This is a genomic window from Saxibacter everestensis (genome assembly GCF_025787225.1).
GTDB classification, from domain to species: Bacteria; Actinomycetota; Actinomycetes; order Actinomycetales; family Brevibacteriaceae; genus Saxibacter; species Saxibacter everestensis.
On the sequence record NZ_CP090958.1, the window covers coordinates 3,476,647 to 3,492,112 of the forward strand.

16 protein-coding genes are annotated in these 15,466 nt (G+C 63.1%); 2 read left to right on the forward strand and 14 right to left on the reverse strand.

Going from position 1 to position 15,466, the window contains the following annotated elements:
• Window positions 1-41: 41 nt before the first annotated feature.
• The 13 genes from LWF01_RS16420 to LWF01_RS16480 form a co-directional block, all read right to left on the reverse strand.
• Window positions 42-806 carry an alpha/beta fold hydrolase gene (locus LWF01_RS16420; protein ID WP_349638445.1) on the reverse strand — a complete coding sequence of 255 codons (765 nt, stop codon included), beginning with the start codon at window positions 804-806 and terminating at the stop codon, window positions 42-44.
• Between the two features lie 38 nt (window positions 807-844).
• Window positions 845-1,027 carry a hypothetical protein gene (locus tag LWF01_RS16425; protein WP_349638446.1) on the reverse strand — a complete coding sequence of 61 codons (183 nt, stop codon included), beginning with the start codon at window positions 1,025-1,027 and terminating at the stop codon, window positions 845-847.
• Window positions 1,024-2,421: a cytosine permease gene (gene codB / locus LWF01_RS16430; protein ID WP_349638447.1), complete on the reverse strand. Its 1,398-nt coding sequence runs from the start codon at window positions 2,419-2,421 to the stop codon at window positions 1,024-1,026. The genes LWF01_RS16425 and codB overlap by 4 nt, the downstream gene beginning before the upstream one ends.
• Complete coding sequence (locus LWF01_RS16435; protein WP_349638448.1) at window positions 2,418-2,909, reverse strand: nucleoside deaminase; 492 nt, start codon at window positions 2,907-2,909, stop codon at window positions 2,418-2,420. Before LWF01_RS16435 ends, codB begins: the two co-directional genes overlap by 4 nt.
• A 295-nt stretch (window positions 2,910-3,204) precedes the next feature.
• Window positions 3,205-3,879, reverse strand: a complete 675-nt coding sequence (locus tag LWF01_RS16440) for a GntR family transcriptional regulator (protein WP_349638449.1) — start codon at window positions 3,877-3,879, stop codon at window positions 3,205-3,207.
• A gap of 121 nt (window positions 3,880-4,000) precedes the next feature.
• Complete coding sequence (locus LWF01_RS16445; protein WP_349638450.1) at window positions 4,001-4,954, reverse strand: D-2-hydroxyacid dehydrogenase; 954 nt, start codon at window positions 4,952-4,954, stop codon at window positions 4,001-4,003.
• Between the two features lie 9 nt (window positions 4,955-4,963).
• Entirely contained in the window at window positions 4,964-5,635 is a 672-nt protein-coding gene (locus LWF01_RS16450) for a haloacid dehalogenase type II (RefSeq protein WP_349638451.1), read from the reverse strand.
• Between the two features lie 11 nt (window positions 5,636-5,646).
• Complete coding sequence (locus LWF01_RS16455) at window positions 5,647-6,795, reverse strand: ABC transporter ATP-binding protein (protein WP_349638452.1); 1,149 nt, start codon at window positions 6,793-6,795, stop codon at window positions 5,647-5,649.
• Complete coding sequence (locus LWF01_RS16460; protein WP_349638453.1) at window positions 6,792-7,583, reverse strand: ABC transporter permease; 792 nt, start codon at window positions 7,581-7,583, stop codon at window positions 6,792-6,794. Before LWF01_RS16460 ends, LWF01_RS16455 begins: the two co-directional genes overlap by 4 nt.
• Complete coding sequence (locus LWF01_RS16465; RefSeq protein ID WP_349638454.1) at window positions 7,583-8,470, reverse strand: ABC transporter permease; 888 nt, start codon at window positions 8,468-8,470, stop codon at window positions 7,583-7,585. Before LWF01_RS16465 ends, LWF01_RS16460 begins: the two co-directional genes overlap by 1 nt.
• Window positions 8,443-9,540 (reverse strand): ABC transporter substrate-binding protein, encoded by a 1,098-nt coding sequence (locus LWF01_RS16470; protein ID WP_349638455.1) that lies wholly within the window; start codon window positions 9,538-9,540, stop codon window positions 8,443-8,445. Before LWF01_RS16470 ends, LWF01_RS16465 begins: the two co-directional genes overlap by 28 nt.
• Window positions 9,537-10,658, reverse strand: a complete 1,122-nt coding sequence (gene solA / locus LWF01_RS16475; RefSeq protein WP_349638456.1) for an N-methyl-L-tryptophan oxidase — start codon at window positions 10,656-10,658, stop codon at window positions 9,537-9,539. The genes LWF01_RS16470 and solA overlap by 4 nt, the downstream gene beginning before the upstream one ends.
• Before the next feature lie 120 nt (window positions 10,659-10,778).
• Window positions 10,779-12,773, reverse strand: coding sequence for an oxidoreductase (locus tag LWF01_RS16480; protein WP_349638457.1), 1,995 nt, complete (start codon window positions 12,771-12,773; stop codon window positions 10,779-10,781).
• A gap of 192 nt (window positions 12,774-12,965) precedes the next feature.
• On the opposite strand from LWF01_RS16480, the gene LWF01_RS16485 reads away from it, so the two are divergent.
• On the forward strand, window positions 12,966-13,418 hold the full coding sequence (locus LWF01_RS16485; protein WP_349638458.1) for a DUF4262 domain-containing protein: 453 nt from the start codon (window positions 12,966-12,968) through the stop codon (window positions 13,416-13,418).
• Between the two features lie 27 nt (window positions 13,419-13,445).
• Here the strand turns inward: LWF01_RS16485 and LWF01_RS16490 are convergent, their stop codons facing one another.
• Window positions 13,446-14,354 (reverse strand): LysR substrate-binding domain-containing protein, encoded by a 909-nt coding sequence (locus LWF01_RS16490; protein ID WP_349638459.1) that lies wholly within the window; start codon window positions 14,352-14,354, stop codon window positions 13,446-13,448.
• Window positions 14,355-14,424: 70 nt separating this feature from the next.
• Here LWF01_RS16490 and LWF01_RS16495 point away from each other — a divergent pair, with 70 nt between their 5' ends.
• Window positions 14,425-15,450: a YeiH family protein gene (locus LWF01_RS16495; protein WP_349638460.1), complete on the forward strand. Its 1,026-nt coding sequence runs from the start codon at window positions 14,425-14,427 to the stop codon at window positions 15,448-15,450.
• The last annotated feature ends 16 nt before the right edge of the window (window positions 15,451-15,466 follow it).

Genomic DNA, 15,466 nt, shown 5'->3' on the forward strand with positions numbered 1-15,466 from the left:
GGCCGGGTTGCCGGTGCAGGGATCGGCGCAGCGCGATGACGTCAGCCGTGTGTGCGCACTCCGGTGGCATAGGTGTTCTGCAGGAACAAGACCAGCCGGGATGCGAACCCGTGTGGGTCTTCCATGGCGCTGTAGTGTCCGGCCCGCGGGATCTCGAGCACGGGACCGCCCCGCAATGCGTCACTGATCAGCCGTCGATCGTCGGCGGTGCATAACGCATCCTCGGCGCCGACGATCAGGCAACCGGGCAGTCCCGAATCGCGCACCGCGCCACTGGTGTCCACGCGCGCCGACATCGCCCGGAATGTCCACGCGGCACCGGCGGGGCTCGCCTGCAGGATCAGCCGCTTGGCGCGGTCGACGACGGCGGGCCGCTGGGCGAACGTCGTCTGCCCCATGCAGGCCGGCAGGTAGTCGGTCAGCAGCGAGCCCACATGTCCGTCGGCGAGGACCTGCCCGGCCATCGCCTCCCTCCGTGGTTGCTCTGCCGGGGCATCGGCGCTCAGCCTGGTATCGGCGAAGACCAGGCCTGCAACCAGGTCCGGCCGCCGGCCCACGAGTTCGCCCATCACGTAACCACCGAGCGACAGGCCGACCAGCACGGCCGGACGGTCGGTGAGGGCCTCGATCTGCCCGATGGCCAGATCCGCGAGCGAAGCGATGCCCGGCGGCGTGTCACTGTCGAAGGCGGGCCTATCGCCGAATCCCGGAAAGTCGAGCGCCAGGGTCCGGAGGCCGACCGGAAGCTCGGCGCGCACTGGATCCCACATCTGCCCGTTCAGCGGAAAGGCGTGCAAAAACACCACCGGCGGTAGTTGTGCGCCGTCCGTCGTCCCCGGGGCCGTCATTCCGTGGCCAGCGCGATCACGCCGTCGAGTTGCAGGAGCTCATCGACAACGTCGGCGGACAGCGTCACATTCGACAGTCCGGTGATCTTCCGGTCGATGGTCACGGTCGGCACAGCGCGGGTGGCGTCCTTCAAGCTCCGCTCGGATGACACCAGCTCATCGCGCACCGTCGCCCTCACCGATTATGCCAGCGCTCAGCGCGACCGCTTGCTCGGCCGCCCGGCAAGCGGCCCACGCCATACGACAGCACCAGCGCGACGACGATGCCGGTCAGCGCAGGGATGCCGAGGCTCAACAGGCCCGAGACGTAGGCGATCGCGCTGGCGAGCACATAGATGCCGATATTGTGCCAGCAGACCTTCGGCGGCTGGTACTTTTCAGCAGCCGGAATCCCGCCGCGCCACCGCGCCAGGAAGTCGCCGATGATGACGCCGCCCAGCGGCGGAATGAAGGTTCCGAGCAGGCCGAGATAACCCACGAGGTGATTCTGCACGCCGGTCAGGGCCAGCACCGTGGCGATAATCGAGCCGGCGATCACGAACGGTCCCTTATGCGGACGGTTGAACAGCTCGGCGCCGGCCACCCCGAAGGCGTAGGCCGTGTCTGCGTTGGACTTCCAGAGATTGCCGAACAACAGCACCAGACCCCAGGCGACCAGACCGAGCTGGTACAGCACGAGAACGAAATCGCCTTCACCGAAGGTGATCGCGCCGATGGCGCCAAAGTAGATCATCAGGCCGTTGCCGATCAGGAAGCCGATAATGCAAGCCCAGATCGCCTGTCGGCCGGTGCGGGCGAACCGGGTCCAGTTCGGCGCCTGGCTACCGGCCGAGGCGAACGTCCCGACCACCGTCGTGATGGCGACGGTTACCGACATCGATGTCGTCGGCGCAACGGCGAGCAGACCGTCGATACCGCCGACTTCCTGGAGTGAGCGAAAGACCACCCAGACGGCGAGGATCAGGATTAGCGGCGTGGACACCAGCGAAACCCAGTACATCCCGCGGTAGCCGTAATACGCCGTGGCGCACATCAGCGCGCTGGTCACGATCATCACGGCGGCTCGCGCACCCCAGGATTCCCAGCCGAAGGCCTGGGCTGTCATATCGCCGATCGTGCCGATGACGACTCCGTACCAGCCGACCTGAGTCCCGCCGAGCAGGATTGACGCCAGCTTCGCGCCACCCAGTCCGAAGCTGTACCGCGCCATGACCACGGTTGTCAGTCCAGTGCGGGCGCCGACCCACCCCATCAGCGCGACGTAGCCGCCAAGGATCATGGATCCGACCAGCACAATCAGCGACAGCTGGGCGAAGCTGAACGCAGGTGCGATGGCCGCACCGGCCAGCATGGTCGGCGTGAAGATCGTGAATCCGAGCAGCACGACCGCTATCGAGAAGAACGACTTGCGTGCCGTCGATGGCACCGGGGTGACCGGGTAATCCGGGTCGATCGCCCGGCCGGAACCGCTGCCACCCGGGCCGGTGGCAACCGCGGCGTTCGGCTCCCCGACCGCGCCCGGCCCGGAGCCGGAATCCGTACCCGGTCGCGGGGAGGCGCCCGGCTCGCTCACGCTTCCTCGCCGATGTCTTCGTTCCAGATCTCCGCCCGCTCCGTCATCATCCGGTTCATCAGCTCGATGCAGGTCGGGTCGTCGACGACATCGAGTTGCACGCCGTTGGATGCCAGCCAGGCCTCGGAGGCCTGGAAGCTACGGTTCTCGCCGATCACGATGCGCGGGATCTCATAGAGGGTGGCCGTGCCGGCACACATATAACAGGGCGACAGCGTCGTGTAGAGCACACTATTGCGGTAGACCGAGGCCTTCAACCGACCCGCGCGCTCGATGGCGTCCGTTTCGCCGTGCCGGATGGCGCTGCCCATCTGCACCCGTCGGTTACGCCCGACGGCAAGCACTTCGCCGTCATGGACCAGGGCGGCACCAATCGGGACTCCCCCTTCTTCCCAACCGATCTGTGCCTGCTCAATGGCGAGGTCCAGAAAATTCCGGTCGGCGTCGGTGATTATCGACTCGGGTGTCGGTCCGCTGGGTGGGGGCACAGTAACTCCTGGCAAAAGTCTTTGGATGCTTCTGCTCGAGACTATCCGTTCGGACTGACGCTGGGGAAGCTTTCGGCTCGCGGTGAGGCCGGGAGTCGATCTGACCGGTCCGGGTCACAAAAGCGGAGGCTAGGGCTCCATCAGTATCCGAACCCAATCACATGCTGAGATATCAGAGGTTACCGGCGAGTTAGTGGCCGCAAATGTCGGGCGGAGTGACAGCAGCCGAGACCGCCACGGCTTAGACACTCGAGCGTAAAGCCGCGGCCGGGAGCCGAATGCAGTCGGAAAGCACTCAGTTCGCGGTGGGTTCCGCCGCAGAAAGCGTCTTCACCGAGTTCTTCAAATGCCAGTCGATTTCGCTCAGGTACGCCGCTTCGTCACCTGCTCTCAACAGATCGATCAACCGCTGATGCTGCGCGACGATGCCTTCGGGAGGATCGTAGATGTTCTCAAACATGTGGATGCACAGCAGTGTCTCCACCACGAGCGTGGAGAACATCTTGCTCAGCCTGCGGCTCTGCGCGGCATCCACGATGGTCTGATGAAACTTCAGGTCTGCCCGGGCGACCTCGCCCCAGCTCCGGCCTTTGAGTGCCGCCCGCATCTGAAGGATGACGCCGTCGAGGGCTGTCAGCAGCTCCGAATGCTCGCGATTGATCACGACCCGGGCGGCCTCGCGTTCAACCGCAGCGCGCCCCTGGTAGATATCGGCAATATCCGCCTGTCCGAGCTGCACAACCGAGGTACCCCGGTTACGGACAGATGTCAGCAGGCCTTCCTGGACCAGTCGCTGAACCGCCTCACGCACCGGCCCACGGCTCATTTCGAGTCGCGCGGCGAGATGCACCTCATTGATTGGCTCGCCGGCGGCGAAACTTCCGTCAAGGATTCGTTCACGCAGCTGGTCGGCAATAAGGTCAGCGGTGCCCTGCGCCCTCATCGGCGCCACGCTATCCAGTCCCTTCATCTGCCCTCCTCCCCACAAGCCAGTCGTTACCTACAGCCCAGCTATTCAATCAAGCCATTCAGCCGGGCCATTCAATACTGCCCTAGTTTCTACGCTGCTTAGTTTCTACACAGCGCTAGTTCTAAGAAATGTAGCCGGACTTCTTATCGACGACGTTCAGCAACGGCTGGCCCATCCTGAACCGTTCGAGGTTGGTCAAAAAGACATCGAGCAGCGCAGCACGCCAGCCATGGAAGTCTCCGGCCATATGCGGTGAAATTATCGTGTTCGGGCAGTTCCACAGCGGGTGGCCTGCCGGCAATGGCTCCTCGTTGCATACGTCGAGCGCAGCACCCGATATCGCGCCACTGCGCAGCGCTTCGATCAGGGCTGTCTCATCGACTATCGGCCCGCGCGCGACGTTGATCAGTCGCGCATTCGGCGGCAGCGCCGCGATCACCCTGGCATTCACCAGCCCACGGGTTTCGGGGGTCAGCGGCGCGGCCACTATCAGGTAATCGTAGTCGCCTGCGACCTCGGCAAGCCGGGCCTGCGCGTGAATGGTGCGAAACACCGGGTCACCGTCACGGGTGGTCCGGCCAACCGCATCAACCTCGAGACCGAGGGCGAAAAGGTACTTCGCTATCTTCCGGCCGATCGCACCCGGGCCGATCACGAGTGCCTTCGATCCGCGAAGCCGTTCCGTTGGACGATGCTGCCAGACCTGCTCAGTCTGGCGGGACAGGGTGCCCGGCAGGTCCTTGGCGAAGGCCAGGACCAAGCCGAGCACGTACTCCGCGATCGTCTCGTCGAGCACCCCGCGTGCGTTCGTCATCACCACATTGCTTTCGGCGATCTGCCGGGTCAGCACCCGGTCGACCCCGGCGCTGTTCACATGCATCCAGCGCAATTCCGCGGCACGCGGCCATGCCTGCGGGATTCCCCGGGCGGAGAAGTCCCACACCAAAAAGGCGTCGGCGCCGTCCAGCGCCGCCGGCAGTTGCTCAGCCTCGGCGAAACGAACCTCGACATCCGCCAGGCCGGATAGGTCCGGCCGCTGGTCCGCGACCAGAACGGCCAGCGTCAGTTCAGACAAGGCATCCCCTCACACGCCCAGCAGCGGCGGAAGCCCGGACAAGTCACTGATCTCGTCATACGGCTGGTAAACGGAGCTTCCCTTCCGGCCGTAACGGTTCACCCATACGCGCCGAATACCGTATTTCTTCGCCGGCATGATGTCGTACTCCCAGCCCTGCGCGGCATGCGTAATCTGGTCAAGGCTCTGCGGCAGTACGTCAAAGAGGTGTTCGAACGCCTGTTCGCGCGGCTTGTATGCTCCTGCTTGCTCCGCAGTCACGACGTAGTCGAAGTCGACCCCGATGTTCGCGACGTGGTACGGAATCAGGTCGTCATCGCTGTTCGTGATGATCGCCAGCTCATATCCACCGGCCCGCAAGCGCCTGAGCGCTTCCGGCACCTCAGGGAACGCGGGGAACTTCTTTGCTTCCGCCATCAACTGTTCGAAGTCATCGTCCCGGAACTGCACGCCATGAAGCAGCATGCAGATTTCGAGGGTCTGCTTCACGATGTCAGCGTACCGCTGGTACGGCTGAGCCACAGCCTGAAACCTCATGACCCTAAGGTTGTCCAGGAATTCCTCGTGGTCAACCCCTACTTCGTCGAGCCGGTCACGCACAATCGGCAGGGTTGCCCGGTTCAGGTCGAAGTCGACCAGGGTCCGGTAGCAGTCGAATGTGACGACAGGTTTTGTGCTCATTACTTGGCCTTTCAGCGGTTGGGAACTACGTCTGGCTGGGAATTTGTCGTACGTTGCGCATCGCCCGGGACCACAACCGACTTCGCCGGGTCCCAGGCGACAATCGCCGGGTCTCCGGGACGCAGCGAGCCGGTGTCGACCTCAGACCGGACCCGTGCCGTCATCGTTGTACCGTCACGGCCTTTCAGCAGGCATTTCTTCGCCACACCGAGATAGATCCACTCGGTGACGGTTGCTTCGATGGCATTGAATCCGGCCGGCACCTGCTCGCGACTGGAAGCCGGCAGGACGGCGAGGTTTTCTGGCCGCAGAACCACTGCCGCGCTGGAGCCCTCGGCTATCGGAGCCGTTGTGGCGTCGGTGACAAGCACTTGGTCGTGGTAGGTCAGCGAGCCTTCGGCGTACTTTCCGTGCAGCACGGTGGATTCGCCGACGAAGTCCGCAACGAAGAGCGAGTTCGGCCGCATATACAGGTCTTCGGCCGTGCCAAGCTGTTCAATCCTGCCCTCGTTGTAGATCGCGATCCGGTCACTCATCGCCAGCGCTTCCTCCTGGTCGTGCGTGACATAGATGACCGTGGCGCCGAGCTCCCGGCAGATTCGGGTGATCTCAATCTGCAGGGCTTCGCGGAGCTTTTTGTCAAGGGCGCCGAGCGGCTCATCCATCAGCAGCAAGCGCGGCTTGAATACGAATGCCCGTGCCAGCGCCACCCGCTGTTGCTGCCCACCCGATAGTTCGGCGGGTTTGCGGTTGGCGTAGTCGCCCAGTTGAACGAGGTCGAGCGCGTCGCCCACGAGCTTGCTCCGTTCGGCGCCTTTGATGCCCCGGACGCGCAGGGCATAGCCGACGTTCTCCGCTGCGGTCATATGCGGGAACAAGGCGTACTGCTGGAACACGACGCCGAGTTCGCGTCGGTGTGGCGGGATGCCGGCGAGTTCCCGGTCGTCAAGGGTTATCGACCCCGAGTCCGCGTCAATGAAGCCGGCGATCAGGTTCAGCGTCGTCGTCTTACCCGATCCGGACGGGCCGAGCATGGTCAGGAACTCGCCGGGTCGGACGTCGAGGCTGACCGACTCAACTCCACGCTGGCCGCCGTACGATTTGCGAATGTCGGTGAGGCACAGCGCTCCACCATACCCATCGGAGTTTGTCTCAGTCACAGTTTCACTACCTTCCTGCGGGTGCTGATCCACGCTGCAAGCAGGATCAGCACGATTGTCGTGAACATCACCAGGGTCGCCGCCACGGCGAGGGATGGCGACAGCTCTGTCTGGACCTGTTGCCACATCACCACCGGCAGCGTCTTGACGGTCGGGCTGGAGAGGAAGATTGACAGAATAAGTTCGTCCCAGCTTGTGGTGAAGGCGAACAGCGCGCCGGTGAGAACGCCTGGAGCGATCAGCGGGAGCGTTATCGTCCGGAACGCAAACCACTTCTTTGCGCCAAGGCTCGATGCTGCCTGTTCCAGGGTCTGATCAAGGCCCTGCAGGCTGGTCGACACTGCTATGTAGACCAGCGGATAGGCCACCACTGTGTGGGCCAGCACCAGGCCGCCGAGGGAACCGAGAATCTTCCAGTCGCTGTATACGAAGAACAGCCCGACCGCGAGGACCACGAGCGGCATGATCATCGGACTCAATATCAGCGCCTGCACGCCGCTCTTGCCGTGGAACCGGCCGCGGATCAGGGCAAGCGAGGTCATTATGCCGAGCACTATGGCCAGGATCGTGGTGCAGACGGCGATCTGCAGACTCTGCCCGACCGCCGTCATCCAGACCGGATCGGTGAAGAATACCCGGTACCACTCGAGCGACAGTCCCTTCGGCGGGAAACTGAGAAATGCACTCGAGGAGAATGACATCGGCACCACGACGAGCGTCGGCAAGATCAGCAGGACGCCGACGATGGCACCGAAAACCTTCAGTCCAAGAGATGTATTGCGTCGCATTAGCGGCCTCCTGTCACTATGTCTTTGAACCGGACCACCCGGGTCCCGATGAACAGCACGATCAGGGTCACCAGCAGCAACACCATGCCAATCGCCGAACCGGTGCCGAACTCGATTTGTTGTTCGACCTGGTTCACCACCAGCTCGGAGAGCATGGCGTTGTCCGGCGCCCCGAGCAGAGCCGGCGTGACGTAGTAGCCCAGCGACATCACGAATACGATCAGGCAACCGGAAACGATGCCCGGCGTCGTCAGCGGCATGAACACAGTCCGGAAGGCCAGGGGGTTATTGGCGCCGAGGCTGCGAGCGGCCGGCATAAGATTCGGCGGCACCCGGCGCATCGAGGCGTAGATCGGGAACACCATGAATGGCAGCAGCGAATGCGTCATCCCGATCGCGACTCCGAGCGTGTTCCGCATCAGCGCCAATGGTGACTCGATGATTCCCAGATTCAGCAGGGCCGAGTTGATGATGCCGGTTTGCTGCAACCACACCGTCCAGGCGTAGGTGCGCACCAGGAGACTGGTGAAGAACGGCAACATGACGAGGAGCGTGAGTACCCCGGCCATTCTCGGCGTCGCCCGATACATCAGGTACGCGTACGGATAGGCGATCAGCAGTGCGACGACAGTCACGATTATCGCGGTTGTGAAGGTGGTCAGCAGCGATCTGAGGTAAATCGGATCGCTGAGGAAGATGCCGTAGTTTTCCGGACCAGGATCGGTCAGCGAGCGGACCGCGGTCTGAATGAATGGCAGCAGGAACAGCGCGGCCATAAAGATCAGCGCTGGCCAGATCAGCACATTCCAGCTGGCGTGCCCTTCAAGCACCTGTTTTCTCGTGGTGTTTGCGCCACTGCTCATGCCGTCCTCACCCAATTCTGCCATCTGGAATCCACTTCGGCTCGGTGCGCATTGAGCCACTCGTTATCGAAATTGATGCCGATGTCCAGGTAGCTGGTCGGCAGGTGATCGATCATCGCCTTATTGATGAACTTCAATGACTCCTGGTTGGTCGGCCCATAAGGAATCGCCTCTGTCAGCTTGGCGTTGTTCTCTGCCGAGAGACAGAACTTAGCCAGTTCCATCGCGTACTCGACGTTTGCGCCTCGCGGAACGACGAGAGAATCGGCCTGAATGAAGTGCTGATTCCACTGGATCTCGATCGGCGCACCCTCCTTTTGCAGGTTGTACACCCGGCCATTCCACACCTGGGTCATGCTCACTTCGCCGTCGGCGATCAGCTGCGCCGACTGCGCTCCGGAGGTCCAGAACACCGTGTTGTCCTTGATCGTGTCCAGCTTGGCGAAGGCCCGGTCGAAATCGAGCGGATACAGATCCTCCGGTGCGACGCCGTCCGCGGTGAGTGCAATCTCGAGCACGGCACCGGAAGGAAAGTTCCGTAGTCCGCGTCGTCCGGGGAACTTGTCCAGGTCGAAGAAGTCGGCCCATCCCTCGGGCTTCCTCCCTTCGAACTTGTCGGTGCGGAAGGCCAGCACATTCGAGAACATCGTGTGGCCGACGATCGATTCGTGGGTGTAATCCGGCATCAACTGCTCAAGTGGCAACCCCCGGCCGGTGAAGTCGACGAGAAAGTCCCGGTCGCTGCCGTAGCCGAAGTCACCCGTGGCGGTCATCAGGTCCCACAGCACGTTCTCACTGCCGACCATCGCCTTGAGCCGGGCGTAACTCTTGGGCACGTCCTCGGTGACCCGCAGTTCCGGGTGGAGCCTTTGGAAAGGCGTCAGCCAAAAATCCCGTTGAGCCTTCTGGTATTCGCCTCCGTCGGAGACAAATACCACGGCATTCTCCCGCTGGGTGCCAAAAGTCGATGCGCAGCCGCCTAATGCCAGTGTGCCGGCTCCGGCCGCGCCCGCCGCCCCCGCGAATTTAAGGAACTGGCGCCGGTCGAAAGCTCGATTATGCTGTGCACGCCGGTTGTCGAATTGACGATTCACAGCTCCCCCTCGTGATTTAAGAAGTCGATGTCCAGCCCGGTTTTTCCGTCGATGGCCAGTTCAGCGCCGATCTCTCCGATCGCCGGACTCATTTTGAAGCCATGACCGGAAAACCCGGCAAGCACCACGACATTTCCCATGTCCGGATGTTCGCCGATCCACTCGTGGCGGTCGGGCGTGTACGTCTCGATATACGTCTCCGTTCGCATCGGATAAGGGTTGAGCCCTGGCATGTAACGGGCGATGACGCGTTCGAATGGGGCCAGCTCGTCTGGACGCGCGATCCGCTCGACCTCATCGGGCCGGTCGGCCGGGAGGTGGTCTTCATAACCTACTCCGAGCTTCATCGCGGTGCGATCGGGCACCGGAAGCCCGTAACAGTAGGTCGGGGCAGTGCGGATGAACGGCACCACCGTCTTGAGGTATTCCGCGTCCCGGCCGAAGTACCAGGCGGAGATCAACCGCCTGACCGTGATCAGCGATTCGAACCGGGGCAGCAGCTGGTTGATCCAGCCACCGGCCGCAACGACGACTCGATCGAAGTCGAACCGTCCGGCATCGGTCACCACGGTGACCCCGCCGTGCGTCTCGTTGATCTCCCGCACCTTGCTGCCCCGGTTGATCGTCGCACCGTTTTGTTCGGCGAGATCGGCAGCGGTCGCGACGGTGAGTTCCGGTCGAATCGAGCCCCCAGTGCGATCCCAGATCGCAATGTCGCCCGGATCCACCTCGAACTGCGGATGCCTGGCACGCAGCTCAGCACGGTCGAGCACTTCATAGGGCTTTCCGGACTGATGAGCGGCGACAAGCGCGGTCTGCATCTGAGTATGAGCCGGAGAGCCCATCACCAGGGCACCGGATATCACCCGGAGTTCGCGGCCGGAAACACCTTGCAGGTCGTCCCAGATTTCACTGGCCCGCGCGACTATCGGGGCGTATCGAAGGTCTTCGAGTTCAATGTTGCGGAAGAGCCGGGTCTCTCCGCCGGCGGCACCCCGCGAATGGCCGGGGAAGTATGTCTCGAACCCGGTGGCATCGACACCGCGCTTGCTCAGCTGCCAGAGCACCTGCGAGCCCATGGTGCCAAGCCCTACGACGCCGACCTTCAGTCGCCCCATCCGCCAATCCTCCTCGAACTGTAGTTATTGCTTGTGCTACCTCTATGGCATCAGCCGCTTTGTGAACTGTCAACAGTTTTCATAAAGAAAGTGTGATTCAGACCACCTAACACCCGGAAGCTATTCGCCGAAGCCGGCGAGCGCGCCTTCGCTGATCGCAGTGCGCATCAGACGCGGCGCCTTCGCGTCGCCGATCACCTCGACGAACGGGCCGGATTCCAAGCCGTCGGACGCCGGGCATTTCAGGCCTCGAAAGATCTCGTCTTGAGCCTCGCGATATCCGACGAACACCACGAGGTCCATGTCATCCAATGACCGAGCCATACCCGACCATCGATGCCGCAGTTCGGGCGCGGCTGTGCATCGCTCGTCGAGCTCCATATCGGTCAGGACGTCGACGTCGTTGCGGGCGAAGCCACGCAGTATCGGTGGCTTGTTCGGCAGTTCCAGATTTTCGAGCGGCGCCGTCTGCGGGCATGCCAGGATCACTTCTGCGGCCGTCGACGCCGCCAGGTAGTTCGCCACCCGGCCGCCTCGCCCGTAGCCCTCGGAGTCAAATACAATGATCCTGCCTTCGGCGGGGATGACGGCCTGCCCGGTCCAGACATCCACATCGGTACACAATCGCGAGTCCGGGGACGAGAGGTGCCATGGCAAGACCGCACGAGCGCCGGTGGCGACTATCACCCGGTCGTAATCCTTGGCGAGGGCCTGAGCATCTGTGATATTCGCGTTGTACCGCAAGTTGACTCCGAGCCTGGCGAGCTCACGAACGGACCAGTCGACATGCCTGGCGAGATTGGGGCGCTGTGGGTCCAATGCAGCAATTTTCACCTGTCCACCGGCCCGATCCGATCTCTCCAGGACATCCACCGAGTGCCCGCGGGCCGCCGCTACCCGGGCCGCTTCAAGTCCGGCCGGTCCGGCGCCTATCACCAGCACACGCTTTGGCTCGAGGACATCAGGCGGGTCCTGCAGGTAGCCGAGTTCGATCGCGGGATTGACTGTGCACGCCAGGTTCTGATGCAGAGTGACCCGCCGACATCCCTCGTTGATCGAGATGCATGGGCGGCTGAGCTCACCGCGATTGGTTAGTGCGTTCTTTGGTAGATCGGGATCGGCGATGATGGCTCTCGTCATCGCCACCAGATCGGCATCTCCGTCGGTTAGCACCTGCTCGGCCCGCTCGGCGGTCAGTATCCGGCCGGCGACTACCACCGGCACGTCGACGACCTGCTTGATCGTGCGCGAGTGCCGGACATAGCAGGCCTCGTCGTACGCCTCCGTCGGCACCGTTCCCGCTGCGGCGTCCGGCGACACGCCACTACCCCCGCTCACACTGAACAGGTCGATGCACTCAAGCCCGTTCAGGTATTTCGCAATCGCAACCATGTCCTCCGGACTGAGGCCCAACTGATCGGTCTGGGTGTCGCCACTCAACCGGAAGCTGATGATGAAGTCCTCGGCGACGGCGGATCGCACCGCGTGGACCACTGTGGTCGCGAAGCGCATCCGGTTTTCGAACGATCCACCGTATTCGTCCTCTCGTCGATTGAAGACAGGGCTCCAGAAAAGTTCCATCAGGTGGCTGCCCAGGCCGGTGAGTTCGATCCCGTCGAACCCGGAGCGCTGCAGGCGGATGGCGGCCGCCACGTAGTCTTCGACAATCCCGCGGATGTCCTCGGCATCGAGCACGTGCGGTGTTCCGAGACGGTTCAATGCCGGACGCGGTGACGGCGACTGGAGATAAGGGTTGGCGCCGGAAGGAAACTCGCGGACGCTGCGGTGCGACGCCTGGGCAATCAACAATGTCGGGTATTCGTGCACCCGCCGGGCCAGCTCGGCGAGCCGGCCATCGTTCTCCGGGTCCCACAAGCTGATGTTGTGCGAATTGTCCGCCTGCCGGCTCACGGTCCCCGAGCCGAAGACGAACATCAGGCCGACACCGCCGGCGGCACGGCGGGCGTGATAGTCGATCAGATGCGGTGTGAGCAACCCGCCGTCGGCCAGATGCTCGGCGTGCGCCGTGGTCACAAAGCGGTTGATGGTGCTGGATGTCCTGATTGCGAGCGGCTCGGCCAGCAGGCCGAGCGCACCCCGAGTGAACTGCCCCATTGCCGTCCTTTCGGTCGTCTGGGTTCATCCCACCATCGTCCAGAGTAACTGTCAACAGTTGGCAGCATCTCCAATGGTCAAGGCGGGGCTGCGCCAGTGGCTTCGACCGAGCAGAATCACTGTCGGTGCCGGGTGCCATGATTCGACGCAAAGACCAAATTTGGAGGAGAAATGTGCGACATTTGCAATGGCATGATCCTGGCGGAATCTGACCGAAACATGCGCGACATGGTCGCCCGCTTCGGCGTCGCGATCCAAAGTATCTATGACGATGATCCGCCCTTCGCTTACACCGTTGGACTGACGCTGCGCAAGCATCCGGAGATCGCGATCATCGGTCTCAGCATGCAGCGATCGTTTCCCATCCTTAACGAAATGGCCGAGTGGGTGCTGGGCCACGGACACGTCGTCGAAGCGGGCATGACGTGTCGTGTTCAGGGCCTTGACTTCGAGTTCGTCGACGTCATCGCCCGCTCCGAGTGTTTTCTGACGGCACACCGCTTCTACGGCAAACGCGTCAATGGACTGCAGGCGATCTGGACCGACCCGCATGAAGACGCACACCATCGCGCCGGCCGCGCCAATCCGTTGCGCCAACCGTTCCTAGGGATTCCGGCCGCCTGGAGGCAGACCGCCGACAGGTGAAGCTGGCAGAGTTGCGATCGTTGGTGATCAGGGGGTGCCGATTTCCTTCGCCAGCCGAACCAGGTCCCCGGCAGGACCAGCCAGCCGATGCGGAGCCGGCCACGCCGCGCGCAGCCGGCGCTCGAGGTTGAGTCCGTCAACGGACACCGCCCGCAGTTCGCCGGAGCGCAGCGCGGAATCCACCGCGAGAGTACTCAGAACAGCCGGTGCCATGCCGGAGCTCACGCTCACCCGTACAGCCGCGTTACTGCCGAGTTCCAACGTGGGCGGCACAGGATCGAAACCGCGCAGCGCCCTGTCCAGCACCGTCCGCGTGCCCGAACCAGCCTCCCGCACGACGAGCGGCGTCGAGGCCAGTTCTTCTATCCGGACCGGGCGTCGTCGACCCGCCCAGGGGTGGCTCGCGCCAACCACCACTACGAGCCTGTCCCGAGCCACCGTGACGCTGCGCAATCCGGACGGCACCCCCGGCGACTCGACGAACCCGAGTTCGCAATCACCGTCGGCCAACCGTTCGAACACCTCGGAAGAGTTGCACACGGTTAACTTGATCTTCAGCTCCGGCTGCTCGCGACGCAGTTCTGCCAGCCAGGCGGGCATCAGGTACTCCGCGACGGTCATGCTTGCGGCAATCCGGAGCTGGGAATTGTGTTGCGCGCCAAGCGACTCTGCCCCGAGCAAGAGATGGCCGGCGGCCTCGAGCACCGCTCGAGCCCAATCGACGACTGTCGCACCCTCCGGCGTGACAGTTGAACCACGCGGCGTCCGTCGCAAGAGCACAATGCCCAGCGACCGCTCCAACCCTTTGATCGCCCGACTCGCGTTTGGCTGAGCCATTCCAAGAGCCCGAGCCCCGGAACCCAGACTGCCATGCTCCGCTACGGCAACCAACAGCTCAAGTGTGGACAGATCCGGCCAGGGCATCGATGCGGTCATATCAATACGATATGAGCCGATGCGATATTGCCCGCTACTGCCCCGGCAACAGTGCTGCGAGCGTGGAGGTATGAGCCGTGAAGCCCGCACCAGCCCCGTGGACAGTCCATCGCGGAACGAGAGTTGGGCGGTGTTGCCCGGACTAGCGGCCTGCGCTGCCGCGGTCGGCATCGCGCTGTTTGTCGGGCACTTCCTGCCTACAGTTTCGACGCTGCTCATCGCGATAGTGCTCGGCGTGGTGATGCGCAACGCCTTTCCCGTGCCCAGCTCACTGGAGAGCGGCTTAACCGTCGCCGCAAAGAAGCTGCTCCGGCTTGGCGTCGTGCTACTTGGCCTTCAGGTGTCACTTCATGAAATTGCCGGCCTCGGCGCCGGAATGATCGGCGTCGTGATCGCGGTTGTCGGCCTTGGCATCGTCTTCACCCTGCTGATCGGACGACTGCTAGGCATTGGCTTCACATCCCGTCTGTTGATCGGCTGCGGGTTCTCTATCTGCGGTGCGGCGGCAGTGGCCGCCGTGGACGGCGTGGTCGAGGCAGAGGAAGAAGAGGTGGTAACCAGCGTTGCGCTCGTGGTCATCTTCGGCACCCTGATGATTCCGCTTGTCCCCCTGGCCGGCGAACTTCTTGGACTGAGCAACACCCAGACCGGCCTCTGGGCCGGTGCTTCGATTCACGAAGTGGCACAGGTCGTTGCCGCCGGAGGGGCGGTCGGCAGCGCAGCCCTCGGGCTGGCCGTCGTGGTCAAACTGGCCCGCGTGATGATGCTTGCCCCGGTAATGGCGATAGTCGGTTGGCGGCAACGCCGGCTCAACACGGCGTCGGCCGGAGGCAAGCGACCACCGTTGATCCCGCTATTCGTGCTCGGGTTCATCGCGATGTCACTACTGCGAACAACCGGGCTGCTGTCCGACCCCGTGCTCGATGGCGGCAGAATCGCCCAGACCGCATTGCTCTCCGCCGCAATGTTCGCCCTCGGCGCCGGCGTGCACATTTCCGTGATCAGGCGGGTCGGGCTGAGGCCATTCCTGCTAGCAGCGTTCAGCACCATATTCGTTGCCGCGGTCGGGCTATGCGGGGTCCTGCTCGTGGCGTAGTTCGCCAGCCGCTGCC